Genomic DNA, 24961 nt, shown 5'->3' on the forward strand with positions numbered 1-24961 from the left:
CGCAAATGGTCCGATTCAGGATGCGGGCTCGACGAGTTCGACGAGGATGCCGCCGGCGTCCTTCGGGTGCAGGAAGTTGATCCGCGAACCCGCCGTGCCGGAGCGCGGAGCGTCGTAGAGCAGGCGCACGCCCTGCTCGCGCAGGTGCGCGGTCACGGCCTCCAGGTCGGAGACGCGGTAGGCGAGCTGCTGCATGCCCGGGCCGTTGCGGTCGAGGAACTTCGCGATCGTCGACTCCGGGGTCAGGGGAGCGAGCACCTGCAGCTGGGCCGCGCTCGACGGTGCGCCGTCGGCCGCGAGCAGCGAGGCGGGGGAGAGCATCCCCTCCCGGACGCCCTGCGCCTCGTTGATCTCCTCGTGCGTGCACACCATGCCGAGCACCTGGGCGTACCACTGCAGGGCCGCATCGAAATCGGACACCGCGACGCCGACGTGGTCGATGCCCAGCAGGTATTGCGCGGGCACCGCGTGCGCGGCCGGGGCGATGTGATCGGAATGTCGCGATTGGCTCTCTGTCATGCCTCGAATGTAGCTTTGAGGCGGAAGACCCCTGCCCACTAGGAGGAACGAAGTGGCTTCGTCCGCACCCCATCAGGACCCCACGGTCATCGTCGCCGGCGCCCGGACGCCCTTCGGCAAGCTGCTCGGCTCCCTCAAGTCGCAGTCGGGCACCGATCTGGGTGCGGTCGCCATCCGCGGCGCGCTCGAGAAGAGCGGCGTCGACCCGCAGACGATCGACTACGTGATCATGGGGCAGGTGCTCACCGCCGGCGCGGGGCAGATGCCCGCCCGCCAGGCCGCGATCGCCGGCGGCGTCCCGTGGGACGTGCCCACGCTGACCATCAACAAGATGTGCCTCTCGGGCATCAACGCCATCGCTCTGGCCGATCAGCTCATCCGGGCCGGCGAGTACGAGGTCGTCGTCGCCGGCGGCCAGGAGTCCATGACCCAGGCGCCGCACATCCTCACCGGCAGCCGCGAGGGCCACAAGTACGGCAGCGTCGAGATGCTCGACCACACCGCCTACGACGGCCTGCACGACGTCTTCACCGATCAGCCCATGGGCGGGCTCACCGAGCAGCTCAACACCACCGACGCCGTGACCTACTCCCGCGAGGAGCAGGACGCCTTCGCCGCCGATTCGCACCGCAAGGCCGCGCAGGCCTGGGCGGACGGCAAGTTCGCCGATGAGGTCGTCCCGGTGGAGATCCCGCAGCGTCGCGGCGAGCCGATCCGCGTCAGCGAGGACGAGGGCGTCCGCGGCGACACCACCGCAGAGTCGCTGGCCAAGCTGCGCCCGGCGTTCGCCAAGGACGGCACGATCACCGCCGGCAACGCCTCGCAGCTCACCGACGGCGCCGTCGCCGTGGTCGTCATGCGCAAGAGCAAGGCGCAGGAGCTCGGCCTGGACTACCTCGCCGAGATCGGCGCGCACGGCGTCGTGGCCGGCCCCGACTCGTCGCTGCAGCACCAGCCGTCGAACGCGATCAAGAAGGCCTGCGAGAAGCAGGGCATCGCCCCGGCGGACCTCGACCTGATCGAGATCAACGAGGCCTTCGCCGCGGTCGGGCTCGCCTCCACCGCGGACCTCGGCGTCGACGCCGACAAGGTCAACGTCGACGGCGGCGCGATCGCCGTCGGCCACCCGCTCGGCGCCTCGGGCGCCCGCATCGTCCTGCACCTCGCGCTCGAGCTCGCCCGCCGCGGTGGCGGCACCGGTGCCGCCGGCCTGTGCGGCGCCGGCGGCCAGGGCGACGCGCTCATCATCACCGTCCCCGGGAAGTAAGAGACATGAACGAATCCCTCGCGTCCAAGATCGTCACGGCCTTCAAGATCGTCGCCTTCGTCGAGGCGCTCACCTGGGTCTGGCTGCTCGTCGGCATGTACGGCAAGTGGGTCGGCGGCGATGCGACCGCGGTTCGCGTCCCCGGTATGACCCACGGCATGGTCTTCGTCCTGTTCGTCGCGCTCACCCTCGCCGTGGCGTGGGTGCGGAAGTGGGACCTGAAGACCCTGGCGCTCGGCCTGCTGTCCACGGTGCCGCCGCTGTGCTCCGTGGTGTTCGAGGTGTGGGCCCAGCGCGCCGGCAAGCTCGACGCGCCCGGGACCGCGGCGAAGGCGGCCGAGCCGGCCGACGCGATCGGCGGTTAGTCCGTCGTGGTGCCCCGCCTGCAGGTACGTTGATTCGCTGACCGGCGCGAACGAGAGGTGGGGCACGTGGTGGACATCCTGGGCGGACTGCCCGGCGGGAAGGCGCTCGAGGCGTCGGTGAACCGCCTGACGGCGACGGCGCGCAACGGCTTCGAGGTGCTCACGCAGGGCGGGCTCGAGACGGGCGCCAAGCCGTCGCCGTACACGGTGATCGAGCGCTCGCCGATGTACCGGTTGCGGCGCTACTTCGCCGATCAGGCACCGGCCCCGGACCAGGACGATCGCCCGGTGGTGCTCATGGTGCCGCCGATGATGGTCGACGCGAACGTCTTCGACGTCACGGAGAACAACGGCGCCGTCTCGGTGCTGCACCGCGCGGGCCTCGACCCCTGGGTGATCGACTTCGGCGCGCCCGATCGTGAGGAGGGCGGCCTCGAGCGCAACCTCGCGGACCACGTCGTCGCGATCTCGCGCGCCATCGACCAGGTGGCCGCGTTCCGTGGGCGCGACGTGCACATCGGCGGCTACTCGCAGGGCGGCATGTTCTGCTACCAGGTCGCCGCGTACCGCCAGTCGCGGTCCATCGCGAGCCTGGTGACCTTCGGCAGTCCGGTCGACATCTCCGCCGGCCTGCCGCTGGGTGCGCCGCCGGCCCTGGTCAACAAGGGCGCCGAGTTCGTCGCCGACCACGTCTTCAACCGGTTCTACCTGCCCAGCTGGATGGTGCAGCGCGGTTTCGAGCTGCTCAACCCGGTCAAGGCGGTGCGCTCGCGGCTCGACTTCGTGCGCCAGCTGCACGACCGCGACGCGCTGCTGCCGCGCGAGGATCAGCGCCGCTTCCTCGAGGCCGACGGCTGGGTGGCCTATGCCGGCCCGGCGGTGGCGGACCTGCTCAAGCAGTTCGTCGTGCACAACCGCATGCTCACCGGCGGCTTCGCGATCGACGGTGACGCCGTCTCACTGGCGTCCATCACGAGCCCGGTGCTGGCCTTCGTCGGCCTCTCCGATCAGATCGGCCGCCCCAGCGCGGTGCGCGGGATCCTGCAGGCCGCGCCCAAGGCGAAGGTCTACGAGGCGCAGGTCTCGGCGGGGCACTTCGGCCTCGTCGTCGGCAGCTCGGCCGGCGGCGTCACCTATCCGACGGTCTCGCAGTGGATCCGCTGGCTCGAGGGGCGCGGCGGGCAGCCGGAGAACGTCGCCGAGATGCAGCCCGACGACGGCCGCGACGTGGGGGTCAACCCGCTGGTCGCGGGCCTGGGCGGCATCGCGACGGTGGGCTTCGTGGCCGCGCGCGACGTGCTCGACGCGGCCTCGGGTGCGGCGGCCGGCGCTTCCGCGGTGGCCCGCGAGGTCACGCGCAGCCTGCCCAAGCTGGCCCGCCTCGGGCAGCTGCAGGCCCACACCCAGGTCTCGCTCGGCAAGCTGCTCGCGGAGCAGGCCGCGGGGGATCCGCACGGCGAGCTGTTCCTCTACGAGGACCGCGTGCACACCAAGGAGGCGGTCAACCAGCGCATCGACCGCGTGGTCAGCGGCCTGATCCAGGTCGGTGTCCGGCAGGGCGAGCACGTCGGTGTCCTCATGCACACCCGGCCGTCGGCGCTGGTCGCCATGGCGGCGCTGTCGCGGCTGGGCGCCGTCGCCGTGCTGCTGCCGCCCGGCACCGACTACGCGGCGGCCCTGCGGCTGGGCGAGGCCACCGCGATGATCACCGATCCCGAGCACGCCGAGGACGCCGTCGCCGTCGCCGAGCGCGTCTTCGTCGTCGGCGGTGGCGATCGCCGCGGCCGTCCGGGCGCGGCACGGCAGGATCTCGGCGCCGAACTCGTCGACCTCGAGCAGGTCGATCCCGACAACGTGCGCATGCCGCGCTGGTACCGCCCCGACGCGGGGCTGGGGCGCGACCTCGCCTTCGTCATGTTCTCCGAGGTGGGCGGGCGGCTGCGCGCCAAGCGCGTCACCAACGGCCGGTGGGCTCTCTCCGCGTTCGGCACCGCCTCCGCGGCGCGACTGTCGCAGAGCGACACCGTCTACTGCCTCACGCCGCTCAGCCACAGCTCGGGCCTGATGACCAGCCTGGGCGGGGCGCTCGCCGGCGGCTCCCGGATCGCGCTCACCCGCGACTTCGACCCGGACACCTTCATGGCCGAGGTGCAGCGCTACGGCGTCACGGTGGTCTGTTACACCTGGAACCTCATGCGCGCGGTGCTCGACACCCCGGGCCTGGAGATCCCTCGCTACCACCCGGTGCGCGCCTTCATCGGCTCCGGGATGTCCGCCGAGCTCGCCCGCCGGGTCGGTGAGACCTTCGACGCGCAGGTCATCGAGTTCTACGCCTCCACCGAGGGTGAGATCGTGCTCGCCAAGGTCCGCGGCGGCAAGCCCGGCGCCAAGGGCCGGCGGCTGCCGGGCAGCGCCGACGTCGCACTGGTGGACTACTACGTGGACTCCGGCCGCTTCGTCGAGGACGGCGACGGCTACCTGCAGGAAGTCGCCCAGGGCGAGGTCGGCGTCCTCATCGGCCGTGCCGACCCGGACGTCACCCACCGCGACGTGCTGCTGCGCGGCGCCTTCCGCCCGGGCGACGCGTGGTTCTCCACCGGGCACCTGTTCCGCCGCGACGAGGACGGCGACTACTGGCTCGTCGACGACGTGCGCACCGTGGCGGTCACCGACCGCGGGCCCGTGTACTCGATCCCGATCACCGACGTACTCGAGCAGCTCGGGCAGGTCGAACAGGCCGTCGTCTACCAGGTGCCGGCCGACGAGCCCGACGGTCCGCCGCGTGTCGTCGCCGCCGTCACCGTGCGGGGCGGAGCGACGCTCACCGCCGATGACATCACCGACGCCTTCGCCGGGCGGCACGAGCAGTACCCGGACGCGGTGCACATCGTCGACGAGGTCCCGCTCACCAGCTGGTACCGGCCGCGTCGCGCCGCCCTCGCGGCCGCCGGGATGCCGGAGCCCGGCCCGTCGTCGTGGCGCTTCGACGCCGAGGAGCAGCGCTACCACTGACCGCGGGCCCGGACCCGCGCCGACGGCGGCCACCGGAACGGGCGTGCCAAGATGGAGGGGTGACTACACCTCGAGGCGCTTCCAGGCAGGATCAGGAACGGGCGCTGCGCACCGCCGCAGCGATGGCGGGCGCGGTCGACCTCTCGGGCCTCAAGGCCCGCGCGGACGCGAAGGCCGCGCAGCAGGCGCGACCGGCACCGTCGGGTGGTGCGGGCGCGCCCGCGGGCGGCCCGGGCAGCGGCGTCGTCGACGTCGATGACCAGAACTTCCCCGCCGAGGTCATCGACCGTTCCGGCGGGCAGCTCGTCGTCGTGCTGCTCGGCGCGTCCTACAGCGAGCAGTCGGCGGCGATGTCCGCGGTGCTGGAGAAGCTCGCCGCGGACGATGCCGGCCGCTGGACCCTGGCCCGGGTCGACGTCGAGGGTGCGCCCGGCGTCGCGCAGGCCTTCGGGGCGCAGTCCGTACCGATGGTGATCGCGGTGGCCGGCGGGCGCGCCGTCACGGCCTTCGCGGGAGCCCAGCCCGAGCCCGCCGCGCGGAAGTGGCTCGACGACGTCCTCGCGCAGCTGCCGCCCGAGTTCGGCGCGGGCGCGCCGGCCGGTGAGACCCCGTCGGACCCGCGACGGGAGGCGGCCGAGCAGCTCGCCGGCGACGGCGACTACGAGGGCGCGCGCGCCGCCTACGAGGCGATCCTCAACGCGAACCCGGCCGACGCCGAGGCGGCGGCCGCGGTGAAGCAGATGGCCTTCTTCGCCCGTGCGACGAAGGGCGAGCCGGGGGCGGTCGAGAGGGCGGACGCCGGCGGCGCAACGGGGCCCCAGGCGGTGGAGCTCGCGCTCGCCGCTGCGGACGAGGAGCTGCTGGCGGGCACGCCGGCGAAGGCCTTCGACCGTCTGATCACTGCGATTCGAACCACTTTCGGTGATGATCGCACGGTGCTGCGCACCCGACTCCTCGAGTTGTTCGACCTGTTCGACCCCGCCGATCCGGCGGTGCTCGAGGCGCGACGGGGCCTGGCTGCGGCCCTGTTCTGAGGAGGCCCGGCCCGGCCCGGCCCGCAACCACGCCCCGGGTTTGCGATACTGACCCGGTGTCTGATCATGGTGTGTCCCGGCGGGCGGTGCTCGCGGGCCTCGGCGGCCTGACCCTCGCGGGGGCGCTCGCGGCGTGCGGGACGAACACCGGGCGCGGGGGTACGGGCGATCTGCGCGCCTGGTTCCATCAGTACGGCGAGGAGGGCGCCCCGGCCGCGCTCGCGCGCTACGCAGCCGAGTTCCCGGGCGGCGGCGTGCGCGTCGACTCCTTCCCGGGGGACTACGACCAGAAGATCTCCTCGGCGCTCGTCAGCGGTGACGGCCCTGACGTCTTCGAGCTCGCGAACGGCCCGACGATCGACATGATCGAGGCGGGGCAGGTCGCCGATCTCACCGATCTCCTCGGCGATGCGCGCTCGGACTTCACGCCCGCGTTGCTCGACCGCATGACCCACGACGGTCGCGTGTACGGCATCCCGCAGGTCACCGACATGCAACTGCTGGTCTACCGGCGCTCGCTGTTGGATCAGGCCGGGGTCGTGCCGCCCGGCACGCTCGATGAGATGGTCTCCGCGGCGCGGGAGCTGACCCGGGGCACGGTCAAGGGGCTGTTCCTGGGCAACAACGGCGGTGCGGACGTGCTGGGCGGCGTGCTGCTGTGGTCCTCGGGGCACGACTACCTCACGCCGGACCGGCGCCCGGGCTTCGTCGACGAGGAGGTCGCCGCGGGACTGCGCACCATGCGCGGCCTGTTCACCTCGGGTGATCTGCTCCTCGGAGCTCCGCAGGACTGGTCCGACCCGGGGGCCTTCATCGCCGGCCAGACCGCGATGCAGTGGACGGGCCTGTGGGCGCTGCCCGCGATCCGGGCGGCGCTGGGCGACGACTTCGGGGTCCGCCCCTTCCCGGCGATCGGCCGCAACGGGGGCACGAGCGTGCCGTTCGGCGCCTACGGTGCCGCCGTCAACGCCCACGGCGACGTCGCACGCGCGAAGAAGTTCGTGCAGTGGCTGTGGGTGGAGCGCACCGACCTGCAGCTCGACTGGGCGCAGAGTTACGGCCTGCACGTCCCGGCGCGCCGTTCGCTGGTCCGGCAGGCGACGACGCTCTCCACCGGCCTCTACAACGAGGCGGCCGACCTGGTGAACACCGTCGGTCATCCGCAGACCCCGCTGCTGTGGACCCCGCGCAGCGCCACGTCCTACCGGGACGCGCTCGATCGGGTGATCCGCGACGGCGCCGACCCGATGACGGAACTGCGGGGCGTGGCGGCGGTGGTCGAGAAGGAACTCGAGCGGTTCCCGAACTGATGGCGCTCCGCTCGGCTCGCCCGGCGGGGGCCCGTGCGCGCGGGGCCCTGCGCGATTCGCCGCACCTGTGGTTCTGGCTGATGGCCGGGCCCTTCCTGGCCGGGCTCGCCGTCTTCGTCGTGGTGCCCATCGGGTGGAGTGTGTGGCTGAGCCTGTTCGACGCGCACAACACGGTCACGCCGACGAGGTTCGTGGGCCTGGACAACTACCGGGACATGCTGGGCGACCCGGCCTTCCGGGCGAGCCTGCTCACCTTCGTCGTCTTCGCCGCGGTCGTGGTGCCGCTGACCTTCGCCGGTTCGCTCGCGCTGGCCGTCCTGGTGCACGGCGTCCGGCGGTTCCAGCCCTTCTTCCGGTCGGTCTTCTTCCTGCCGTTGGCGTGCAGCTACGTCGCCGCATCGCTGATCTGGCGGGGCGCGATCTTCCCGGGGGTGCCGACGGGCGTGGCCAACTCCGCGCTGCGCGCCGTCGGCGGTGAGCCCGTCGCGTGGCTGTCGGTGGTCGATCCGCCCTGGTACTGGCTGGTCCTGGTGACGCTGCGGCTGTGGTTGCAGCTCGGCTTCTACATGATCCTGTTCCTCGCCGCGCTGCAACGCGTACCGCGGCAGTTGTACGAGGCGGCCGCGCTCGACGGGGCGTCGTCGTGGACGGTGTTCGCGCGGATCACCTTCCCGCAGTTGCGGGCGGTCTCGGTGGCGGTGCTGCTGCTGGCAACGGTGAACGCCTTCCAGGCCTTCGACGAGTTCTACGGCGTGATGGCCACCGCGCAGGGCTATCCGCCGTACGCCCGCCCGCCGCTGGTCTACCTCTACTACGTCGCGGTCGGCAACGGCCAGGACTTCGGGCACGGCGGCGCCGGCGGGGCCGTGTTGACGGTGCTGATCGGCCTCGTCGCCCTCGCCCAGGCCCGCTTCACGGGCCTGTTCCGCCGGCGGGGCGCGCGGTGAACGGGGCGGTGCGCGCGGGGCGCTACCTGCTGCTGATCGGGCTGGCCGCGCTGTTCCTGCTGCCGCTGTACCTGCTGGTGCGCGGCGCCCTTGGGACGACGATGGACGTCGCGACGGGGGACTGGCTGCCGCGCGCGCCCGACGGCGGCGCGTTCCGCCGGATCTTCAGCGACGAGACCCGCCCGCTCGCGCGGGCGCTGGTCAATTCGACGACGGTGGCGCTGCTGCAGACCGCCGGCACGATCGCCCTCGCGCTCCCCGCCGGGTACGCCTTCGCCCGGATCCGGGTGGCGTACGCCGGCAAGGTCTTCGGCGTGGTCCTCGCGACCCTGCTGGTGCCCGCCGCGGTGACCTTCGTGCCCACGTTCGTCATGGTCTCCACGCTCGGCTGGGTCTCCTCGTTGCGGGGGCTGGTGGTCCCGGGACTGTTCCAGGCGACGGCGGTCTTCCTGTTCCGCCAGCACTTCCTCTCCTTCCCCCGGGAGTTGGAGGAGGCCGCCCTGCTCGACGGTGCCGGACCCGGCCGGATCTTCGCCTCGATCGCGCTGCCCGGCGCGGGGCCGGTGACGGCCGCGGTCGCGACGATCACCTTCGTCGGGAGCTGGAACGCGTTCCTCTGGCCGCTGGTGATCGGGCAGGATCCGCAGTCCTGGACGGTGCAGCTGGTGCTCTCGAGCTACATCACCGCGCAGTCGGTGAACGTGCCCGCGATGTTCGCGGCGGCGCTGGTATCGATCGCGCCGTTGCTGGCGTTCTTCCTGGTAGCGCAGCGTTGGATCGCGGCCGGCGTGGAGCGCACGGGCATCTCCGGCTGACGGTGGGCGCCTCGGCCTCGCCGCCCTCCGGTGCCGACCGGCGCTCGATCGGTCGGGACACGCCGAGCTCGGTGATAGGCGCAATATCCGGTTCTATCGGGTGCGTCGGCTTACGCTGAACCGGTTCCGTCCGCGCGCCGCGGGCCGGGGCGAGAGGAGACGACGATGTCGGTCATCGAACATCGTGGCGTGAGCGCCCGCTCGGCGCTCGCCATCGCGGGTGCCCGCCTGCTGCTCAAGCCGTTGATCGGCCTGTACCCGGTGCGGCCGTGGTCGTTCGGCCCGCTCGGGCTCGGCGAGGGACTCGCCACCCTGATCGGCGGGGTGCCCGCGGGAGTCGAGGTGGACCGGATGCGGCTGGCGGGCGTCCCCGTCGAGCGGCTGGTGCCGACCGTAGGACCGCACCGCGCGGACACCGCGATCTGCTACTACCACGGCGGCGCCTTCCTCACGGGAGGGCCGGCGACGCACCGCCGGGTGGCGGCCGCGCTGGCCCGCCTGCTGGGCGTCACCGTCTACAACGTCGACTACCGGCAGTTGCCGGGCGTGGGCGTCGGAACCTCCGTCGACGACGGGTACCGGGTCTACCGCGCCGTGGCCGACTCGGGGCGCTACCGCCGGGTGGCGGTCGGCGGCGACTCCGCGGGCGGCTACGTCTCCGCCAAGGTCGTCGAGCTCGCCCATCTGGACGCCGCCCGCCGCCCCGTCGCCTACTTCGGCTTCTCGCCGCTGTTGATCCCGACGGTCGAGGACGGCGATCCGCGCTACGACATCGACGACGCCTACCTCACTGTGGGCAAGCTGCGCGGCCTGCGCGGGTTCTTCGACCGGGGTCCCGTCGCGCCCCGCGGGCACGACGACGCGACCCGGATCGATCCCGCCGCGTTCCCCGCGGCTCTCCTCGTCGCCTGCACCGACGAGATGCTGCGCGTCGACGCCGAGCGCCTGCACGCCCGGCTCGCCGCCGCCGGCACGCCGTGCGAGCTACACCTCTACGAGGGCGGCGTGCACGCCTTCCCGGTGCTGGCCGGTGCGACGCCCGAGAGTGCGCACGCGGTGCGTCTCGCCGCGCACTTCCTCGAGGCGGCGTTCGACGCGGACCGGGAGCACCGCGCCGCGTAGCCGATCCGCGACCGCGTCACCGAGCCTGCGGTGCCGGCGGGCGGGTGCGGCTTAGGCTGGAGGGCATGCTGCTGCCCCACACCACGACCCCCGTCCCGCCCGGTTCCGACGGCGAGCCGGCGGTCACCCTCGGCGGCCGGACGCTGACGCGGACCGAGCTGATCGGTGCCACGACCGCCGTCGCGGAGCGGCTCGCGGGCCTGGGGGTGCGCGGCCCGGTCGCCGTGTGGGCGGAGCCGACGCTCGCCACCGTGATCGCGATCGTCGGCGGACTGCGCGCGGGTGTGCCCGTGGTTCCCGTCCCGCCCGATTCGGGCTCCACCGAGATCGCGCACGCGCTCACCGACTCCGGTGCGCAGGCGTGGCTCGGCGCCACCCCGGAGGACCCGCACGGCCTGCCCGCGGTGCCGGTCCGCGAGCACGCCCGCGGGTGGCACGCCCTGCCCGAGCCGCCCGCCGCGGCGACGGCGTTGATCATGTACACCTCCGGCACGACCGGCGCGCCGAAGGGCGTCCCGATCCGCCGCGATGCCATCGCCGCCTGCATCGACGCGCTCGCCGATGCCTGGGACTGGACTGCGAACGACGTTCTCGTGCACGGTCTCCCGCTCTTCCACGTGGACGGTTTGATCCTCGGCGTGCTGGGGCCGCTGCGCGTGGGCAGTGCCCTGGTGCACACCGGTAAGCCGACGCCGGAGGCCTACGCGGCCGCGGGCGGCACGATGTACTTCGGTGTGCCGACGGTGTGGTCGCGGATCGCGCGCGACGAGGCGTCGGCCGCCGCGCTGCGCGGGGCCCGGCTCCTCGTTTCCGGCAGCGCGCCGCTGCCCGCGCCCGTCTTCGAGCGGGTGCGCGAGCTCACGGGCCACGAGATCGTGGAGCGCTACGGCATGACGGAGACCCTCATCACCATCAGCGCCCGCGCCGACGGCGAACGCCGGCCCGGGTGGGTCGGCCTGCCCCTGCGCGGCGTCGAGACCCGGATCATCGGTGAGACCGGCGATCCGGCACCGCACGACGGCGAATCGATCGGCGCGCTGCAGGTGCGTGGCCCGATGGTCGGCACGCAGTACCTGGGACGCCCCGAGGCGACGGCCGAGTCCTGGGTGGGCGAGGGCTGGTTCGACACGGGCGACGTCGCGGTGATCGATCCGGCGGGCTTCCACCGCATCGTCGGCCGCGCGTCGACCGACCTGATCAAGACCGGCGGCTTCCGCGTCGGTGCCGGCGAGATCGAGGCCGCGCTGCTCGGCCATGACGACGTGCGCGAGGCCGCGGTCGTCGGCCTGCCGGACGAGGATCTGGGGCAGCGGCTGGTGGCCTTCGTCGTGGCCGACGGTCCGCGCGACGAGGGCGCCGCGGCCGCCATCGTCGCGTTCGTGGGCGAGACGCTCTCGAAGCACAAGCGGCCCCGTGAGATCCGTTTCGTCAACGACCTGCCCCGCAACCCGATGGGCAAGGTGCAGAAGAAGTTGCTGTTGGGCTGACCGGCGCGCTCTAGCCCGGCCGCCCGGCTGCGGTGGCGAGCAGGAACTCGTGCAGGTGCCGGGTGGCGGGGGCCAGTGTGGCCGTCGCCCGCACCAGGGCGACGGCGCGGCGGTGCTCACCCTCGAGCGGCACCTCCACCACGTCCGACGGTGCGCGGTCGTCGTGCGGTAGCAGCGCCACTCCGAGCCCGCGGGCGACGAGCTCGCGGATGGTCGCGAACTCGGTGGCCTCGACACCGATCTCGGGGACGAATCCCGCGGCGGCGCACCACCGCTCCGTCGTGCCGCGCAGGTGGTAGTCGGGCGGGTTGGCGATGAAGGTCTCGGCGCGCAACTGCGCCAGCCGGATCCGCGGGGCGGTGGACAAGGGGTGCGAGCGGGGGAGCGTCGCGAGGATCTCCTGGGAGCCGATCACGGTGTGCGGCAGCCGCTCCGGCGGCGGAATGGTCATCGCGAGGTCGAGAGCGCCGGCCTCGAGGTCGCTGACCAGCGCCGAACCGTGCCCCTGCTTGAGGGTGACGGTGATCCCGGGGTGGGCGCGGCGGAAGGCCGAGAGCACGTCGGGCACGTCGCCGGTGCCGAGGGTGAGCGGGAAGCCGAATCGCACGGTGCCGTGCTCGCCGTCGCCCGCGCCGGCGACGGCGTCGATCGCGAGTCCCAGCTCGCGCAGCGGCTCCCGGATGCGGCGGGCCAGCTCGGTGCCGGCGGCGGTCAACCGCACGGTGCGGCCGGCGTGCACGAGCAGCGGAGTCCGTAGGTCGTGCTCCAGGGCGTGGATCCTGCGGCTCATCGACGACTGCGGGATGCCGAGCGATTCGGCCGCGCGCGTCATGTGCCCGTCGTGCGCCGCGAGCGCGACGAGCGCCTGCAGTTGTGGCGCGAAGAGACTGAGCCATTGATCCATATTCGGATGATATCCCAGCAAAACTTCATTGGACGGATGATTGGTCCCCGGTCGATGCTGGTCCCACAGCCGCAATCGAGGAGTATCCGATGACCACTCACACCCCGCACTTCGACGCCGACGTCGTGTTGATCGGCGGCGGCATCATGTCCGCCACGCTCGGCGCGATGCTCGCCCAGCAGCGGCCCGAGTGGCGGGTGCTGCTGCTCGAGCGCGCGGACGCGCTCGCGACCGAGAGCAGCGGGCCGTGGAACAACGCGGGCACCGGGCACACCGGCTTCTGCGAGCTCAACTACATGCCCGACCCCACCGATGCCGCCAAGCCGCTCTCGATGGTCGAGCAGTTCGGCCGTACCCGCGCGTGGTGGGACGCGCTGATCGCCGACGGCCGCCTCGATGACGGCTTCCTGCACCGGACGCCGCACCTCGATGTCGTCTTCGGTGAGCGCGACATGGCCTACCTGCGCCGGCGGTACGAGACGCTGCGCGCCCACCCGGCCTTCGCGGAGATGGAGTACACGGAGAACCCGGAGACGATCCGGGAGTGGGCCCCGCTCGTGATGGAGGGGCGCGGCCCGGAGTCGATGTGGGGGCGCATGGCCGCCACCCGGCACCCCGGAGGCACCGACGTCGACTTCGGCGCGCTCACGCGGGGACTCGTCGAGATCGTCACCGACGCGGGCGGCGAGGTCCGGTACGGGCACGAGGTGACCCGGCTGCGGCGCACGCTCGCCGGGTGGACGGTGCGCGGGCGAGGCCCGGAGGGCCGGTTCGAGATCCGTGCCCGACGGGTGTTCGTCGGCGCCGGCGGCAAGGCGCTGCGGCTGCTGCAGAGCGCGCGCCTGCCCGAGGTGCGCGGGTACGCCGTCCTGCCCGTCGGCGCGGCCTTCCTGCGCTGCTCGGACCCGGAGGTCGCGCGGCGCCTCGACGGGAAGGTGTACGGCCAGGCCGACATCGGGGCGCCTCCCATGTCGGTGCCGCACCTCGACCGCCGGTACGTCGACGGTGCCGACCACCTGTTGTTCGGCCCCTACGCGACGTTCAGCACGAAGCTGCTCAAGCGCGGCCGGCTCACCGACTTCTTCACCACGCTGCGCCCGGGCAACCTGCACGTGGTCGCCGCGGCGGGCCTGCAGAACCTGTCCCTCGTGCGGTACCTCGTCGGCCAGCTCGCGGCGAGCAGGAGGGCGAAGTTCGCGCAGTTGCAGCGCTTCTACCCGGACGCCGATCCCGCGCAGTGGGAGCTGGTCGCCGCGGGGCAGCGGGCACAGCTGGTGACCCCGGACCGCCGCCGGATCGGCGTGCTCCAGCAGGGCACGGAGCTCGTCTCCGGCGCCGACGGCACGATCGCGGGGCTGCTCGGTGCCTCCCCGGGGGCGAGCACCGCGGTGCCGATCATGGAGGAGCTCCTGATCCGCTGGGGGATCGCCGCGGCTGTGGAACCGCAACCGAACTCGGCGAAGACGCCCGTCGCGTCGTGACGTGTGCTTTCCTCCACTCGGGCGAACCGCCCGAATCCGGTTCCGTGCCTAAGGAGGCCCGCTATGAATCGCTCCCTCGTCATCGCCGCGGCGGTGGTGTTCACCTCGATCGGACTCACCGCGTGCGGTGGGGGTTCCGACAAGGGCTCGGACACGGCCACCACCACCGCCGCTCAGGACACCGCGACGGCGAACACCGGTGCGCAGACCGTCGTCAAGGTCGACGGCAAGGACCTCACCGGGAAGGACGTGGACAACGTCGGCTGCACGCAGCAGGGCGACACCATCATGATCGGTTCCGGCGGCGCGTCGGGCGGCGTGGGAGCCACCCTCAAGGCCGGGGACCCGCCCACCGTGCAGACCGTGGGGCTCACCGTCGACGGCAAGGCCCTCGCGGTCGGCCCGGGCGTCGGCGAGGCCACCGTCAAGGTCGACGGCAAGACCTACACGATCACCGGCACCGCGCAGGGCGGCGACATCACCAACCCGATGGCGGGTTTGGTCAAGAAGCCCTTCGAGATCGTCGTCACCTGCTCGTAGCGCGCGCCCGCGCGACCGCCTCGGCCGGGTCCCCGCTCCACGGTTCGCCGTGGCCGGGGGCCAGCTGGTCGGCGTCCAGCGCGGCGATCGCATCCAAGGTCGCGACGGTGCGCGGCACGTCGTGGCTGAAGAAGCCGGGCAGCAGTTGCGGACCCGTCGTTCCCGAGAGCGGGTGGCCGGTCACGAGCGCGTCACCGGTCGCGATCACGCCGCCGGGCAGCAGGAACGCGGTGTGCCCGGAGGTGTGACCGGCGCACGGGACGGGGACCGGGGCGCCCGGCAGGTCCAGCGGCGCACCGTCGGCCGGCACGACGAAGGGCTGCGCGTACGGCATCTCCACGTGCCCGAGCACTCCCACGCGCGCGACGTCGGCCATCCAGCGCAGTGTGCGCGGGCGCCAGGCGATCGGCAGCAGATCCAGCGGCGCGGCCTGCTCGTGCGCCTCGCCGCGGGCGTGCGCGATCTCGTCCGGATGCGCGAGCACCGGTGTGCCGTACCGCTCGTGCAGCTTCGCGACACCGCCCACGTGGTCGATGTGCGCGTGCGTGACCACGATGGCTCGCACGTCCTGCGGGCGGCGCCCGATCGACGCCAGCGCCGCCTCCACGCGATCCACGTCCCCGGCCCAGCCGGCGTCGATGAGGGTGACGTCGTGCCCGTCGACCAGGGCGAGGAAGTTCACGTGCGTGCCGGCGCCGAACCAGACGCCGGGTGCGAGCTCGCGCATCACCGGGACGCTCCGGCCTCACCGTCGAAGGTCAGCCACACGGCCGAGTTCGGCCCCAGGACCACCTCGGCGGAGGCCTCGCGGCCGTGCCACGCGCGTGCGTCCGCGGTGACCCCGCCCATGTTCCCGGCACCGGAACCCTCGTAGGCCGTGGAGTCGGTGTTGAGGATCTCGCGCCAGGAACCGGCGAAGGGCACGCCCACCCGGTACCGCTCGTGCGTCTGCCCGGAGAAGTTGTACAGGCACAGCACCACGGAACCGTCGCTGCCCCAGCGCAGGAAGCTGAGCACGTTGTTCTGCGAGTCGTTGGCGTCCACCCATTCGTAGCCCGACGGGGTGGTGTCCTGGCTCCACAGCGCGGGGTGGGAGCGGTAGGCGGCGTTGAGATCCCGCGTCAGTGCCTGGATCCCGGCGTGCAGCTCGCCCTCCCAGCCGTCGAGGCTGTCCCAGTCCAGGCTGCGCTCCTCGGACCACTCCCGGACCTGCCCGAACTCCTGGCCCATGAACAGCAGCTGCTTGCCGGGGTGGCCCCACATGTAGGCCAGCAGGGCGCGCACGCCCGACGCCTTGGTGCGCGCGTCGCCCGGCATCCGGGTCCAGAGCGTGCCCTTGCCGTGCACCACCTCGTCGTGGCTGATCGGGAGCACGAAGTTCTCGCTCCACGCGTACATCAGCGAGAAGGTGATCTCGTGGTGGTGGAAGGTGCGGTGCACCTGATCGCGTCCCAGGTAGCCGAGGGTGTCGTGCATCCAGCCCATGTTCCACTTCATGGTGAAGCCGAGGCCGCCGAGATTGGTCGGCCGGGTCACGCCCGGCCAACTGGTGGACTCCTCGGCCACGGTGACCACGCCCGGGAAGTGCTTGTGCACGGTGGCGTTCATCTCCTGCAGGAACTCCACCGCCTCGAGGTTCTCCCGGCCGCCGTACACGTTGGGCGTCCAGCCGCCCTCCGGGCGCGAGTAGTCGAGGTAGAGCATCGAGGCCACCGCGTCCACCCGGAGGCCGTCGACGTGGAACTCGTCGAACCAGTACAGGGCGTTGGCCACGAGGAAGTTGCGCACCTCGCGGCGGCCGAAGTCGAAGACGTAGGTGCCCCAGTCGAGTTGCTCGCCGCGCTGCGGGTCGCCGTGCTCGTAGAGCGGCTCACCGTCGAAGCGGGCCAGCGCCCAGGCGTCCTTGGGGAAGTGCGCCGGCACCCAGTCCATGATCACGCCGATCCCGCGGGCGTGCATCACGTCGACGAACTCGCGGAACTCGTCCGGGGTGCCGAAGCGGGAGGTGGGCGCGTAGTACGAGGTGACCTGGTAGCCCCAGGATCCGCCGAAGGGGTGCTCCGCCACCGGCAGCAGTTCGATGTGCGTGAAGCCGGTCTCGGTGACGTAGTCGGCCAGCTCGTGCGCCAGGTCGAGGTAGCTCAGGCCCTGCCGCCACGAGCCCAGGTGCACCTCGTAGGTGCTCATCGGGCGATCAGTGGGGACCTGCTTGGCGCGCTCGGCGATCCAGGCGGCGTCGCGCCACTGGTGGGTGCTGTGGGTGACGATCGACGCGGTGGCCGGGGGCACCTCGGTGCGCCGCGCCATCGGGTCGGCCTTCTCGACGGTGCCGCCGGCGGCGGTGAAGATCCGGTACTTGTAGGCGGCGCCGTCGGGGACGCCGGGCACGAAGACCTCCCACACGCCCGAGGAGCCGAGGGTGCGCATCGGGTAGGACTCGCCGGCCCAGTACTCGAAGTCGCCGATCACGGTGACGCCGTGGGCGTTCGGCGCCCAGACCGCGAAGGACGTGCCCGTGACCTCGCCGTCGGGCGTGGTGTAGCTGCGCAGGTGCGCGCCGAGGACGTCCCACAGCCGTTCGTGCCGGCCCTCGGAGATCAGGTGCTGATCGAGCTCGCCGATCGTCGGCAGGAAGCGGTAGCCGTCGGCGACGACGACGCTGCCGGCCGGGTAGAGCACCTCGTAGCGGTAGTCGGCGAGGTCGGTGATCGGAACCTCCGTGCCCCACAGCGCGCCCTGCAACTGTGCGAGCGGGTAGTGCTCACCCCCGATCACGGCGGTGACGGCGGTGGCACCCGGCTTGAGCGCGCGCAGCACGGTGCCCCGCACCGTCGGGTGCGCCCCCAGGATCGCGTGCGGATCGTGGTAGGTGCCGGCCAGCAGTCGCGCGGCGGTGTCGGGGTCGACAGCCGCTGCCGCAGCGGGGTTCTCGGTCATCGCGTCTTGCCTTCCTCAGCGGTTCTGCAGGGCCTCGAAGGGCGCTGCTAGGGCTCCCGGTAGGACAACTCCCGGCGCTGCCGGGGGTCGAGCTGCGGGAGCACCAGGATGTGGGCGACGTTGCGCCAGGGCTCCAGCCGGACGAAGTTCGCCTGCCCCCAGTGGTACACCTCGCCGGAGACCTCGTCGCGAACGTCGAAGCGCTCGTGCCAGTCCCGGCCGAGCGCGGGCAGATCCAGCCACACCGTGCCGGATTCGGTGCCGAACGGGTTGAGGTTCACCACCACCAGCACGATGTCGCCGGTGGTGGCGTCGTGTTTGCTGTAGGCGATGAGGGCGTCGTTGTCGGCGGCGTGGAAGTGCAGGTTGCGCAGCTGCTGCAGGGCGGGGTGCCGGCGCCGGATCTCGTTGAGGCGGGTGATCCACGGTTCCAGCGACTCGCCCCGGCTCTGCGCCGCCTTGTAGTCGCGCGGGCGCAGCTCGTACTTCTCCGAATCGAGGTACTCCTCGCTGCCCTCGCGCACGGGGACGTGCTCGTAGAGCTCGTAGCCCGAGTACATGCCCCAGCTGGGGGAGAGGGTGGCCGCGAGCGCGGCCCGGATGGCGAACATGCCGGGGCCGCCGTGCTGCAGGCTCTCGTGCAGGATGTCGGGCGTGTTCACCCACAGGTTGGGCCGGCACACGTCGGCCTGCGCCGCGTGCTCGCGGGCGAACTCCTCGAGCTCCCACTTGGCGGTGCGCCACGTGAAGTACGTGTAGCTCTGCGTGAAGCCGGCTTTGGCGAGACCGTACATCCGCGCCGGGCGGGTGAAGGCCTCGGCGAGGAACAGGACGTTCGGGTCGACCTTCTTCACCTCGGCGATGAGCCAGTACCAGAAGTCCGGTGGCTTGGTGTGCGGGTTGTCCACCCGGAAGATCTCGATGCCGCGCTGCACCCAGAACAGGGTCACGCGCAGCAGCTCCCGGTAGATGCCCGTGCGGTCGTCGTCGAAGTTGATCGGGTAGATGTCCTGGTACTTCTTCGGCGGGTTCTCGGCGTAGGCGATCGTCCCGTCCGGCAGGACCGTGAACCACTCGGGATGCTCACCGGCCCAGGGGTGATCGGGCGCGGCCTGGAAGGCGAGGTCCAGCGCCACCTCCATGCCCAGATCCCGGGCGCGCTGCGTGAAGTGGTCGAAGTCCTCGAGCGTGCCGAGCGCGGGATCGACGGCGTCGTGCCCGCCCGCCGCCGAACCGATCGCCCACGGCGAGCCGACATCGTCCGGGCCCGGGGTGAGGGTGTTGTTGCGGCCCTTGCGGTTCACGGTCCCGACGGGGTGGATCGGCGGCAGGTAGACCACGTCGAAGCCCATCTCGGCGACGCGGGGCAGGTCCTCGGCCGCGGTGTGGAAGGTGCCGTGCACCGGCCGGCCCTCGGCGTCCCAGCCGCCGGTGGACCGGGGGAAGAGCTCGTACCAGGAGCCGAACAGGGCCCGCGTGCGATCGACCCACACCCGGTAGGTGCGCGACTTCGTGATGAGCTCGCGCACGGGGTACTGCTGCAGCAGCCGGGTGATGTCGGGATGCAGTGCGGCGCCGGTCCGTTCGAGGAGGCTGCGGTCGGCGTCGCGGAGGGCGGCGGCCGCGGCGAGCACCGGGCCCCGGTCACCGTCGGGCACGCCGGGGGCGGCGCGCTCGAGCAGGCGCGCCCCCAGTTCCAGGTCGTTGGCGAGTTCGCCGGCCCCCTGCCCGGCGGCGAGCTTCTTCTGCACGGCGCTGCGCCAGGTGGTGGCGGGGTCCGACCAGCCCTCGATCCGCAGCGACCAGTAGCCCGTCAGATCCGGCCGGAACAGCGCGTGGAAGCGGTCCGGTTCCGCCGCGGGCGACATGCGGATGTACGTCGAGGTGCCGTCCGGTCCGGTCACGACGACCGAGGCGGCGACGGCGTCGTGGCCCTCGCGCCAGACCGTCGCGGACACCGGCACGACCTCGCCGACGACCGCCTTTCCGGGGTATTGCCCGCCCGACACCACGGGTTCGATGTCGTCGATGCCGATGCGCCCTGTCACCGGATCAACGGTAGTCGACGCGGCGGGATCGCGGGCGGGTACTCCGGCCCCGTGCGGCGCCGTCGCGGCACCCGCCTGCGGGCTTCTGTGATCGTGCCCGGACGGTTCCGGACGGGGCGCTCAGGACTGCGCGAGTCGCTGCAGTGCGGCCACCGCGGTGTCGCGGTTCGCGGTCTCCCAGAAGGGCGGGAGCGTGGCCCGCAGGAAGCCGCCGTACCGGGCCGTGGCCAGCCGCGAGTCCAGCACGGCGACGACGCCCTTGTCGTCGGTCGAGCGCAGCAGCCGCCCGACGCCCTGCGCCAGCAGCAGCGCCGCGTGCGTCGCCGCGACGGCCATGAAGCCGTTGCCGCCGCGCGATTCGACCGCGCGCTGGCGGGCGGTGAGCAGTGGATCGTCGGGGCGGGGAAACGGGATCCGGTCGATGAGGACGAGCGAGAGCGACGGGCCGGGCACGTCGACGCCCTGCCACAGGCTCAACGTGCCGAACAGCGAGGTGGCGGGGTCGGCGGCGAAATCGCGCACCAGCTGGCCGGTGTTCCCCTCGCCCTGGCACAGGATGGGCGTGTCGATCCGCTCGCGCAGCGCCTCGGCGGCGGCCTTCGCCGCCCGGGTGGAGCTGAACAGTCCCAGTGTCCGGCCGCCCGCGGCCTTGATCAGGGTCTCGATCTCGTCGAGCACGACGGGGTTGGTGCCGTCCCGGCCGGGCGGGGGCAGCTTCGTCGCGACGTAGAGGATGCCGGAGCGGGCGTAGTCGAAGGGCGAGCCGACGTCGATGTGGCTCCACTCCAGCTTCGCGTCGGGCTTCGTGCCGGTCGCCAGCGCGGGGTCCCGGCCGGGCTCCGGCGACGGTGCGCCGTCGGAGCGCGGCAGGCCCCACGAGCCGGCGACGGTGTCGAAGGCGCCGCCGACCGCGAGCGTCGCGGAGGTGAGGACCACCGTCGACTCCCCGAACAGGCGGGTGCGCAGCAGTCCGCCCACGGACAGCGGCGCGACGTACAGCGTCCGGCGGAAGCCGCCGCCGCGGTTGGGAACGTCGGAGGTCCACACCACGTCGCGCCGCTTGGACTCGTCGGGCTCGTCGAACGCGGTGAGCACGCGGACGGCGGTGTCGTGCACGTCATCGAGGGCGGTGAGGGCGGCGCTGCGCGCGGCCGCCGCATCGGAGTCGAGGTTGGCGCCGCGCGCGGGGCCCACCGCGGTGCGCGTGGCCCAGGCGGCGTCGCGGACGGCGGCGAGGGCGGGCCCGGCACCGTCGGGCAGGCCCAGCCAGCGCCGTGCGCCGCAGTCCTCCAACAGTCCGGTCAGGGACTCCGAGGCCGCGACGAGCGCGTCGGCGATCTCCTCCTCGACCAGCTTGCCCGCGCGGCGGGCCGCCGCGGCGACGGTGGCGCCCGTGAGTTCGGCGGTGGCGACGGAGGTGACCCGGTCCACCAGCTCGTGCGCCTCGTCGACGATGACCGCGTCGTGGTCGGGGAGCACCTTGACCTCGGTCATCGCGTCGATCGCGAGCAGGGCGTGGTTGGTGACCACCACGTCCACCTGCCCGGTGCGCTTGCGGGCGGCCTCGGCGAAGCAGTCCTGGCCGTAGGTGCAGTTCGTCGCGCCGAGGCACTCGCGGGCGCCCACGCTGACCAGCCGCCAGGACTGGTCGCCCACGGCGGGGGTGAGCTCGTCGCGGTCGCCGGTCTCGGTGTCGCTGCTCCACTCGCGCAGGCGTTTCATCTCCCGGCCCAGCCGGGATGCGGCGAACGGGTCGAAGAGCTCCTCGCTGTCCGGCTCGGAGGCCACGGAGCTGTGCAGCTTGTTCAGGCACAGGTAGTTGCCGCGTCCCTTGAGAATGGCGAACTCGGGCTCGCGGCCCAAGTCCTTCTTCAGCGCCTTCGCCAGTCGTGGCAGGTCGCGGTCGACGAGCTGCTGCTGCAACGCGATGGTCGCGGTGCTGACGACCACCGTCTTGCCGGAGGTGACGGCGTGCCGGATCGCGGGCACGAGGTACGCCAGGGACTTGCCGGTGCCGGTGCCGGCCTGCACGGCGAGGTGCTCGCCGGTGTCGAGGGAATGGGCGACGGCCGCGGCCATCCGCACCTGCCCGTCGCGCTTGCTTCCGCCGAGCGCGGTGACCGCGGTATCCAGCAGTTTCGGCACGATCGGCGGTTCGGTCACCCGGAGAGCTTACCGGGCGTCGGGTGCGACGACGGTGCACCGCCGGTCCCGGCGCGCTGCCCGGGAGCCGGGCGTGCGAGGTGTCCCGCGCGCCTCAGAGGTGCGGGCCGCCGGTGCCGTAACTGTCGCGCTGGTGGGCGTCGAGGAGGCGGGTGAACTCCACGGCGTCGCCGGCGACGGCCGCAGCGAGCACCGCGCGGTGGTCGGCGATCACCGCGTCCGCATCGCCGATGATGCGGCCGGCGTGGTGCGTGAGCGAGAACCGCTGCCGGTCGCGCAGTCGTCCGTAGGTCGCCGTCATCAGGGCGTTGCCGGCGAGGTCGACGAAGGCGCTGTGGAACGCCATGGCGGCCTCGGCGAAGGCGGGGAAGTCGCCCGCGTGCAGGGCTCGTTCCTGCTCGGCGAGGTTGGGTTGCATGCGCGCGTCGAGGTCGCGGCGGGCGGCCTCGTCGGAGTGGAAGACGCCCGCCGATTCCAGGGCGAGCCGCAGCTGCGCGGACTCGCGGATCTCCTGGGCGGAGAGGCCGAGGACCTGCGCGCCGCGCTGGGGATAGATGCGGACCCAGCCCTCCTCCTGCAGCCGGGCCAGCGCCGCGCGCACGGGGGTCCGGCTCATCGACAGCTCGGCGGCCAGGGCGTTCTCGCTGAGCATGGTCCCGGGCTCCAGGCCGCCGCCGACGATCGCATCGCGGATGTGGGCGTGCGCGCGTTCGGCCGCGGTCGGGACGCCGTCGGCTGCGGGCATGACGCTCCTTCGCTGGCTGGGTCCACGGACCCCTGGACAGTACTCGCCGCGGTGGGATACAACTGGGATACAAGTTGGAGGGCGGGTGCATGGACACGGACGTGGCGATCGACGCCGAGGTGGAACGCGAGCGGGTGCAACGCCGCACGCTTGCGGTGGTCATGGCGGGGCAGGTGCTCGGCGGCGCGGGCCTCGCCGCCGGGATCACGGTGGGCGCCCTGCTGGCACAGGACATGCTCGGCTCGGCCTCGCTCACCGGCCTGCCGGTCGCGATGTTCACCTTCGGCTCGGCGTTCGCGGCGTACCTCGTGGGGCGGATCAGCCAGCGCGCAGGGCGCCGCGTCGGCCTCGCCGCGGGCTTCGCCGCCGGCGCGGCGGGCGCGACGGGCGTCGTCCTCGCGGCGGCGATCGGGAGCGTGCCGCTGCTGTTCGCGTCCTTCCTCGTCTACGGCGCCGGCACCGCCACCAACCTGCAGGCGCGCTACGCGGGCACCGATCTCGCGGCGCCGTCGCGTCGCGCGACGGCGATCAGCCTCGCGCTCGTCTCGACCACGATCGGGGCCGTGGCCGGCCCGAACCTGGTGGAGCCGCTGGGCGGTCTGGCCCGCGCCCTGGGACTGCCGTCCCTGTCGGGTCCGTTCCTGCTCGCCGCCGTCGCCTACGCCGCCGCGGGCGCGGTGCTCTTCCTGCTGCTGCGGCCGGACCCGCTGCTGCTGGCCCGTGAGCTCGGCCGGAGCGAGGGTGGCGCCGCCGCGCCCGTGGCGACCGGGACCGGCGTGCGCCCGGCCGCCCACCTGGGGGCCGCGGTCATGGTGGTGACCCAGATCGGGATGACCGCGGTGATGACGATGACGCCCGTGCACATGCAGGCGCACCACCACGGGCTCGGCGCCGTGGGCATGGTGATCGGCCTGCACGTCGCCGGTATGTACCTGCCCTCGCCGATCACGGGGCTGCTGGTGGACCGGCTCGGGCGGATCCCGATGGTGGCGGCCTCCGGCGCGGTGCTCGCCGCCGCAGGCCTGCTCGCGGCGCTCGGCCCGGGCGACAGTCTCGCGGCCAACATCGTCGCCCTGGTCCTGCTCGGGATCGGCTGGAACATCGGCCTGGTCGCGGGTACCGCCCTCGTGGTCGACGGGACGGACCTGGGCGAGCGCGCGCGGGTGCAGGGCAAGGTCGACGTGCTGATCGCGCTCTCCGGCGCCGGCGGCGGGCTCGCCTCCGGCGTGGTCGTCTCGGCCTGGACCTACCCGGCGTTGGGGCTGGGCGTCGCGGCGCTCACCGTGGTGGCGCTGGGCGCGGCGCTGGCCCGCTGGCGGCCCGACCGGACCTGATCGTCCGTCAGGTGCGTCAGCAGCGTGCGGGTCATCGCGCTCGCCGCGGCGGACGGTGCCGCCCGCGTGGCGAGGGAGAGCTCCGTCCGAGCCGAGCGCGCGAGGGGCACCGTCGTCAGCCCGGCCCGGCCCGCGGCCATCGACGCGGTGAGCACCGCGACGCCCGCGCCGTGCGCCGCGAGCGCCAGGAGGGCGTCGGGGGAGTGCGCCTGCACGCGCGGCTCGAGGGCGGTGCGCTCGGCGGCGCAGGTGATCGCGAGCGCGGTGCGCACGCCGGTGCCGGGCGGTAGGCACAGCACCGTCGTACCGGCGAGGTCGGCGCAGGAGACCGACGCCCGTCCGGCCCAGTCGTGGCCGTCCGGGACCACGGCCGCGAGCGGCTCGCGGAGGAGCCGGCGTCCGGCCAGTGCCTGCGGCAGCGGCCGGGCGTGCGCGACGAGGGCGACGTCGAGCGCGCCGACGAGCAGACCCCCGATCAGCTCGTCCGAGTTCCCCTCCGCCACATCGACGGTGACCTCGGGGTGCGCCGCGCGGAAGGCGGCGAAGCCGGCGAGGTAGCCGGGGAGGGTGCAGCCGATCACGGTCCCGAGCCGCACGTGACCGCGGACGACGCCGGCCAGCTCGTCGGCGGCGGTGCGGACGGACTCGACGGCGGCGAGCGCAGCGCGGGCGGGCGGTAGGAGCTGGGCGCCTTCGGGCGTGACCTCGACGGTCCGCCCGCCACGATCGAAGAGCCGGTGCCCCAGTTCGCGTTCGAGCTTGGCCACCTGGGTGGAGACGCCCGACTGGGCGACGTGCAGTTCGTCGGCCGCCGCGGTGAAGGAGCCGCGATCGGCGACCGCGACGAAGTAGCGCAGCTGGTGCAGTTCCATCACTGACGATGATAGGTGACATCGGATGCAGCTGTTAGACGTATGGATCGCCGCGGCGG

20 protein-coding genes are annotated in these 24961 nt (G+C 72.9%); 12 read left to right on the forward strand and 8 right to left on the reverse strand.

The features are described 5' to 3' along the window. Positions 1-15 precede the first annotated feature (15 nt). Entirely contained in the window at positions 16-519 is a 504-nt protein-coding gene (gene mce / locus BLQ62_RS07715; protein ID WP_068536908.1) for a methylmalonyl-CoA epimerase, read from the reverse strand. A 52-nt stretch (positions 520-571) separates the two neighbouring features. Between mce and BLQ62_RS07720 the strand changes: the two genes are divergently transcribed. The 9 genes from BLQ62_RS07720 to BLQ62_RS07760 all read left to right on the forward strand — a co-directional run bounded on the left by BLQ62_RS07720 (position 572) and on the right by BLQ62_RS07760 (position 11878). After that, positions 572-1786, forward strand: a complete 1215-nt coding sequence (locus tag BLQ62_RS07720) for an acetyl-CoA C-acetyltransferase (protein ID WP_068536904.1) — start codon at positions 572-574, stop codon at positions 1784-1786. Between the two features lie 5 nt (positions 1787-1791). Continuing rightward, complete coding sequence (locus BLQ62_RS07725; protein ID WP_068566165.1) at positions 1792-2151, forward strand: DUF3817 domain-containing protein; 360 nt, start codon at positions 1792-1794, stop codon at positions 2149-2151. Positions 2152-2217: 66 nt separating this feature from the next. Continuing rightward, the gene (locus tag BLQ62_RS07730) at positions 2218-5163 is read left to right on the forward strand and encodes an alpha/beta fold hydrolase (RefSeq protein WP_068566384.1); all 2946 of its coding nucleotides are present in this window, start codon (positions 2218-2220) and stop codon (positions 5161-5163) included. Positions 5164-5222: 59 nt separating this feature from the next. Further along, positions 5223-6197, forward strand: a complete 975-nt coding sequence (locus BLQ62_RS07735) for a tetratricopeptide repeat protein (RefSeq protein WP_331711109.1) — start codon at positions 5223-5225, stop codon at positions 6195-6197. Between the two features lie 56 nt (positions 6198-6253). After that, complete coding sequence (locus BLQ62_RS07740; RefSeq protein WP_231857619.1) at positions 6254-7507, forward strand: ABC transporter substrate-binding protein; 1254 nt, start codon at positions 6254-6256, stop codon at positions 7505-7507. Further along, positions 7507-8454 carry a carbohydrate ABC transporter permease gene (locus BLQ62_RS07745; RefSeq protein WP_068566163.1) on the forward strand — a complete coding sequence of 316 codons (948 nt, stop codon included), beginning with the start codon at positions 7507-7509 and terminating at the stop codon, positions 8452-8454. Before BLQ62_RS07740 ends, BLQ62_RS07745 begins: the two co-directional genes overlap by 1 nt. Further along, complete coding sequence (locus tag BLQ62_RS07750; RefSeq protein WP_068536890.1) at positions 8451-9269, forward strand: carbohydrate ABC transporter permease; 819 nt, start codon at positions 8451-8453, stop codon at positions 9267-9269. The genes BLQ62_RS07745 and BLQ62_RS07750 overlap by 4 nt, the downstream gene beginning before the upstream one ends. Positions 9270-9434: 165 nt before the next feature. Continuing rightward, positions 9435-10391 carry an alpha/beta hydrolase gene (locus BLQ62_RS07755; protein ID WP_068536888.1) on the forward strand — a complete coding sequence of 319 codons (957 nt, stop codon included), beginning with the start codon at positions 9435-9437 and terminating at the stop codon, positions 10389-10391. A gap of 65 nt (positions 10392-10456) precedes the next feature. Beyond that, entirely contained in the window at positions 10457-11878 is a 1422-nt protein-coding gene (locus BLQ62_RS07760; RefSeq protein WP_068566160.1) for an acyl-CoA synthetase, read from the forward strand. A 10-nt stretch (positions 11879-11888) separates the two neighbouring features. Here the strand turns inward: BLQ62_RS07760 and BLQ62_RS07765 are convergent, their stop codons facing one another. Next, the gene (locus tag BLQ62_RS07765; protein WP_068566157.1) at positions 11889-12782 is read right to left on the reverse strand and encodes a LysR family transcriptional regulator; all 894 of its coding nucleotides are present in this window, start codon (positions 12780-12782) and stop codon (positions 11889-11891) included. A gap of 89 nt (positions 12783-12871) precedes the next feature. Between BLQ62_RS07765 and BLQ62_RS07770 the strand changes: the two genes are divergently transcribed. Further along, a complete protein-coding gene (locus BLQ62_RS07770; protein WP_068536881.1) occupies positions 12872-14263 on the forward strand; it encodes a malate:quinone oxidoreductase in 1392 nt (463 codons plus the stop codon). Between the two features lie 63 nt (positions 14264-14326). Further along, on the forward strand, positions 14327-14803 hold the full coding sequence (locus BLQ62_RS07775) for a lipoprotein LpqH (RefSeq protein ID WP_068566154.1): 477 nt from the start codon (positions 14327-14329) through the stop codon (positions 14801-14803). Here BLQ62_RS07775 and BLQ62_RS07780 read toward each other — a convergent pair. The 5 genes from BLQ62_RS07780 to BLQ62_RS07800 form a co-directional block, all read right to left on the reverse strand. Beyond that, entirely contained in the window at positions 14790-15530 is a 741-nt protein-coding gene (locus tag BLQ62_RS07780; RefSeq protein ID WP_068566150.1) for an MBL fold metallo-hydrolase, read from the reverse strand. The two genes, BLQ62_RS07775 and BLQ62_RS07780, sit on opposite strands and share 14 nt — an antisense overlap. Further along, positions 15530-17740, reverse strand: coding sequence for a 1,4-alpha-glucan branching protein GlgB (glgB, locus tag BLQ62_RS07785; RefSeq protein WP_068566147.1), 2211 nt, complete (start codon positions 17738-17740; stop codon positions 15530-15532). Before glgB ends, BLQ62_RS07780 begins: the two co-directional genes overlap by 1 nt. 47 nt (positions 17741-17787) lie before the next feature. Beyond that, positions 17788-19788 (reverse strand): alpha-1,4-glucan--maltose-1-phosphate maltosyltransferase, encoded by a 2001-nt coding sequence (locus BLQ62_RS07790; protein ID WP_068536872.1) that lies wholly within the window; start codon positions 19786-19788, stop codon positions 17788-17790. A 120-nt stretch (positions 19789-19908) separates the two neighbouring features. Next, complete coding sequence (locus tag BLQ62_RS07795; protein ID WP_068566144.1) at positions 19909-21951, reverse strand: ATP-dependent DNA helicase; 2043 nt, start codon at positions 21949-21951, stop codon at positions 19909-19911. 94 nt (positions 21952-22045) lie between these two features. Beyond that, complete coding sequence (locus tag BLQ62_RS07800) at positions 22046-22696, reverse strand: GntR family transcriptional regulator (RefSeq protein WP_068536867.1); 651 nt, start codon at positions 22694-22696, stop codon at positions 22046-22048. Positions 22697-22785: 89 nt separating this feature from the next. Here BLQ62_RS07800 and BLQ62_RS07805 point away from each other — a divergent pair, with 89 nt between their 5' ends. After that, positions 22786-24030 carry an MFS transporter gene (locus tag BLQ62_RS07805; protein ID WP_068566138.1) on the forward strand — a complete coding sequence of 415 codons (1245 nt, stop codon included), beginning with the start codon at positions 22786-22788 and terminating at the stop codon, positions 24028-24030. On the opposite strand, the gene BLQ62_RS07810 is transcribed toward BLQ62_RS07805, so the two are convergent. After that, on the reverse strand, positions 23943-24902 hold the full coding sequence (locus BLQ62_RS07810) for a LysR family transcriptional regulator (protein WP_082756532.1): 960 nt from the start codon (positions 24900-24902) through the stop codon (positions 23943-23945). The two genes, BLQ62_RS07805 and BLQ62_RS07810, sit on opposite strands and share 88 nt — an antisense overlap. Between the last annotated feature and the right edge of the window lie 59 nt (positions 24903-24961).

It is taken from the genome of Tsukamurella pulmonis (assembly GCF_900103175.1).
Taxonomy (GTDB): domain Bacteria; phylum Actinomycetota; class Actinomycetes; order Mycobacteriales; family Mycobacteriaceae; genus Tsukamurella; species Tsukamurella pulmonis.

What these genes read in the sequence shown, in the direction of transcription:
- mce (WP_068536908.1), bottom strand. Translation starts at nt 519, where the DNA reads ATGACAGAGAGCCAATCGCGACATTCCGATCACATCGCCCCGGCCGCG.
- BLQ62_RS07725 (WP_068566165.1), top strand. Translation starts at nt 1,792, where the DNA reads ATGAACGAATCCCTCGCGTCCAAGATCGTCACGGCCTTCAAGATCGTC.
- BLQ62_RS07745 (WP_068566163.1), top strand. Translation starts at nt 7,507, where the DNA reads ATGGCGCTCCGCTCGGCTCGCCCGGCGGGGGCCCGTGCGCGCGGGGCC.
- BLQ62_RS07755 (WP_068536888.1), top strand. Translation starts at nt 9,435, where the DNA reads ATGTCGGTCATCGAACATCGTGGCGTGAGCGCCCGCTCGGCGCTCGCC.
- BLQ62_RS07760 (WP_068566160.1), top strand. Translation starts at nt 10,457, where the DNA reads ATGCTGCTGCCCCACACCACGACCCCCGTCCCGCCCGGTTCCGACGGC.
- BLQ62_RS07765 (WP_068566157.1), bottom strand. Translation starts at nt 12,782, where the DNA reads ATGGATCAATGGCTCAGTCTCTTCGCGCCACAACTGCAGGCGCTCGTC.
- BLQ62_RS07770 (WP_068536881.1), top strand. Translation starts at nt 12,872, where the DNA reads ATGACCACTCACACCCCGCACTTCGACGCCGACGTCGTGTTGATCGGC.
- BLQ62_RS07775 (WP_068566154.1), top strand. Translation starts at nt 14,327, where the DNA reads ATGAATCGCTCCCTCGTCATCGCCGCGGCGGTGGTGTTCACCTCGATC.
- BLQ62_RS07780 (WP_068566150.1), bottom strand. Translation starts at nt 15,530, where the DNA reads ATGCGCGAGCTCGCACCCGGCGTCTGGTTCGGCGCCGGCACGCACGTG.
- glgB (WP_068566147.1), bottom strand. Translation starts at nt 17,740, where the DNA reads ATGACCGAGAACCCCGCTGCGGCAGCGGCTGTCGACCCCGACACCGCC.
- BLQ62_RS07800 (WP_068536867.1), bottom strand. Translation starts at nt 22,696, where the DNA reads ATGCCCGCAGCCGACGGCGTCCCGACCGCGGCCGAACGCGCGCACGCC.
- BLQ62_RS07805 (WP_068566138.1), top strand. Translation starts at nt 22,786, where the DNA reads ATGGACACGGACGTGGCGATCGACGCCGAGGTGGAACGCGAGCGGGTG.
- BLQ62_RS07810 (WP_082756532.1), bottom strand. Translation starts at nt 24,902, where the DNA reads ATGGAACTGCACCAGCTGCGCTACTTCGTCGCGGTCGCCGATCGCGGC.